Source organism: Paenibacillus darwinianus, from assembly GCF_000598065.1.
GTDB lineage: Bacteria > Bacillota > Bacilli > Paenibacillales > Paenibacillaceae > Paenibacillus_I > Paenibacillus_I darwinianus.
In genome coordinates, this window is sequence record NZ_KK082131.1 from 4,373 (window position 1) to 7,960 (window position 3,588).

Below are 3,588 nucleotides of genomic sequence, written 5' to 3' on the forward strand. Positions count from 1 at the left end.
CCCGGGGTCTGCGCGTCCGATCCGGCAGCCGGGGTTTGCACGACCGGTCCCGCAGCCGCAGAAAAACGAAATCCCGTCGGCTTGCAGCCTCTCGCGAAGGACGCAAGCGAACGAAGGCTTGCAAGCGCGGGAGATGCATAACTGGAAGGTGGAGGTGACTGTGCTTGCGAGTCGCAACTATTCTGGGCACCCGCCCGGAGATTATCCGCCTCAGCCTGATTATCGGCAAGCTGGATGCTTTTGCCGACCGGCATCTGCTGATTCATACGGGGCAGAACTTTACGCAGTCGCTCAGCGGCATCTTTTTTGAGCAGTTGGGCCTGCGCAAGCCGGATTTCGAGGTTACACTTCCGGGCCATTCGCTCGGCATGCAGTTATCTGCGATGTTCCGGGAGCTTGAGGTTGTTCTGGAGCGGGAACGTCCGGACGTCGTCCTGCTGCTGGGCGATACGAACAGCGCGCTCAGCGCCGTGCTCGTCGAGCGGATGGGCATCCCGGTCGTCCATATGGAGGCCGGCAACCGCTGCTACGATCTGCGGGTGCCGGAGGAGAAAAACCGCAAAATTATCGACGCCGTCTCCAGCATTAATATGCCATATACGTCCTACAGCAAGGCCAATTTGCTGCGGGAAGGTTTTCCGCCGGAGCGGATCGTGCTCACCGGCAATCCCATATACGAGGTCATGGAGCATTACCGGGAGGGGATCGACGGCAGCGACGCGCTTGAACGCCACGCCCTGACGCCCGGCGATTATTTGATCGTGACCGCCCACCGCGCCGAGAATGTGGACGATCCCGCTCGGCTCACGGCTATTTTGAACGGGCTGAACCAGGTGGCCGAGCGGTTCGGCAAGCGTCTGATTTGCAGCGTTCATCCCCGCACCCGATCAAGGCTGCTCCAGGGAAGCGTCAGCTTGCCCGTGCATGGGCTGGTCGAGCTACACGAGCCGTTCGGCTTTTTCGATTTCGTCCGCCTGGAGCGTGATGCATGGTGCGCCGTTACGGACAGCGGAACGGTGCAGGAGGAATGCTGCATCATGCGCGTGCCGACGGTCACGATCCGCGAATCGACTGAGCGGCCCGAGACGGTGGACTGCGGCAGCAACGCCGTATGCGGGCTGAACCCGTCCCGCATCGCGGATGCGGTGGCGGCCATGACGGCATGGCCGGCGGCGTGGCATGCGCCTGAAGGCTATGAAGCGCGGGACGTCTCGGATAAAGTGGTTAAATTTTTGCTTGGAGGGAAATGGGATGTTCAAAAATAAACGCATCTTGGTGACCGGCGGAACCGGCTCGTGGGGGTATGAGTTGGTGAGCCAGCTGCTCCCACAAGAGCCGAAGGAGATCGTCGTGTTTTCCCGCAACGAATCCAGCCAGGTGGCGATGAGCCGGACATTCGAGGATAAGCGGCTAAGCTTTTGCATCGGCGATATTCGCGATAGGGAGGCGATGCTGGAGGCTTGCAAGGAGGTCGATTATGTCTATCATCTTGCCGCCTTGAAGCATGTGCCCATCTGTGAGGATCACCCTTACGAGGCGCTCAAGACAAATGTTATCGGAACCCAGAACGTCATCGAAGCGGCGATTGCGAACCGTGTGAAGCGGGTCATCTATATTTCAACGGACAAGGCGGCCAATCCGTCGAACTTCTACGGCATGACGAAGGCGATCGGGGAGAAGCTGATCGTGTACGCGAACCTGCTGCGCAGCGATACGACATTCGTATGCGTGCGGGGAGGCAATGTGCTCGGCACCAACGGCAGCGTCATCCATCTGTTCAAGCAGCAGATCCGGGACGGCCATCCGGTCCGGATTACCGACAAGCGGATGACCCGTTTCTTCCTGACGCTGCAGGATGCGATCCGGCTGCTGTTCAAAGCGTCGGAAGAAAGCGTGGGCGGCGAAATTTTCGTCATTACGATGCCTGCCTGCAAAATCGTCGACCTGGCGCAGGTGCTCATGGAGCACGCCGGTCGAGAGGTGGAAATGGTTGAAACGGGCGTTCGGCCGGGCGAAAAAATACACGAGATCCTGCTGACCGATTACGAGAGCCAAAGCACGGTCGTCTATGACGGTCAGTATCTGGTCATTCTGCCGCCCATCGAAATTCCCGGTCTGCGCGAACGATACCGTCATTACCCGGCAATCGCCATAAAGAGCTTCAGCTCCGGCGAGTCGCATATGAATAAAGTGCAAATCCGCGAGATGCTGGCCGGCGGAGGCTTTCTGTCATGAACATGCTCGTCATCGGCGGTCATGGCATGGCCGGCCATATGTTGGTCCGTTATTTCCGCAGGCCGGCTTCGGGCGTGCAGGTCATACAGACGGTCCGGAAGCTCACCGGCGCGGACAGCGAGCGTCTGCTTGAAGCAGACGATTTCGAGGCGGTGCTGAGAATGGTGAAAGGGGAGCGGCCCGACATTATCGTCAATGCGGCGGGCGTTCTCAATCAGGATGCGGAGGAGCGGCCAATGGCCGCTTATTCGGTGAACGGAATGCTTCCGCATTGGCTGAGGCATGCGGCCGACGTGATCGGCAGCCGGTTGATCCACATCAGCTCGGACTGCGTATTCTCAGGCAGCCGGGGAGGTTATACCGAGACGGACCGGCCGGACGGAACTTCCGTGTACGCGAGGTCGAAGGCGCTGGGCGAGGTGACGGATGCACGGCATTTGACGATCCGGACGTCGATTATCGGTCCGGAAATAAGGCCTGCGGGAATCGGGCTTCTCTATTGGTTTCTACGCCAGAGCGATCCGGTGAAGGGATATGCGCAGGTCATGTGGAACGGGGTCACAACACTTGAGCTTGCCAAAGCGGTCGAATACGCCGTCCGGAATCCACGGGTCGGCGGACTCGTGCACCTGACGGCGCCGGAACCGGTCAGCAAGCTGGAGTTGCTGAGGCTGTTCGCGGAAGTGTTCGACCGACGCGGCATTGTCATCGAGCCTTCGGAGGATCCCCGGATCGATCGGACCTTGACGGCGACAAGAACCGACTGGCGGTATGAAGCGCAGCCCTACCCGGCGATGCTGGAGGAGCTTGCCCGCTGGATGAAGCCGGACGGCGGCGTTCAGACATGAGGGGGAGAACGATACTGATCACGGGCGCAGCCGGCTTCAGCGGGCTGCATGCGTGCGCCTATTTTGCTTCGCCAGCCGGGGGCGGCATGAAGGTGATCGGCGTCGTGCGGGATGCCGGTCACGCCCGCGCGGTCGAGGTTGAGCGAACATGCGCGTCCCTGGACGTATGCGAACTGACGGACGGCGAAGCCGTGAGGCGTCTGCTGGTCAAGCACCGGCCGGATTATCTGCTGCATCTGGCGGGTTTGAATGCGGTCGGGCCTTCGTGGAACGCTCCCGCCCTTTTTCTCGAATCGAATCTGATGTCGACGGTTCATGTGCTTGAGGCTGTCCGCAGGTTGGCGAACGGCTGCCGGACACTAGTGGCGGGCTCGTTGCTCCGCAACGAATGGCCGGGCGGCGGAGCGGCTCCAGACCCGCGGCATCCTTATGGATTAAGCAAAACGATGCAGGTGTCTGCGGTCCGTTGCTGGCATCAGCTTTACGGCTCGGATGCGCTGGTGGC

General features: G+C 60.4%; 4 protein-coding genes. All 4 read left to right on the top strand.

The window, feature by feature from the left end; genetic code table 11:
* Window positions 1–164: 164 nt before the first annotated feature.
* Complete coding sequence (gene wecB, locus BG52_RS02010) at window positions 165–1,265, top strand: non-hydrolyzing UDP-N-acetylglucosamine 2-epimerase (protein WP_036580544.1); 1,101 nt, start codon at window positions 165–167, stop codon at window positions 1,263–1,265.
* Window positions 1,252–2,235, top strand: a complete 984-nt coding sequence (locus BG52_RS02015) for a polysaccharide biosynthesis protein (protein ID WP_036580545.1) — start codon at window positions 1,252–1,254, stop codon at window positions 2,233–2,235. The genes wecB and BG52_RS02015 overlap by 14 nt, the downstream gene beginning before the upstream one ends.
* Window positions 2,232–3,083 (top strand): dTDP-4-dehydrorhamnose reductase family protein, encoded by an 852-nt coding sequence (locus tag BG52_RS02020; RefSeq protein WP_036580546.1) that lies wholly within the window; start codon window positions 2,232–2,234, stop codon window positions 3,081–3,083. Before BG52_RS02015 ends, BG52_RS02020 begins: the two co-directional genes overlap by 4 nt.
* Window positions 3,080–3,588 (top strand): NAD-dependent epimerase/dehydratase family protein (locus tag BG52_RS02025; protein WP_036580547.1); only part of this gene is annotated, 509 nt, incomplete at its 3' end. The genes BG52_RS02020 and BG52_RS02025, both read left to right, overlap by 4 nt.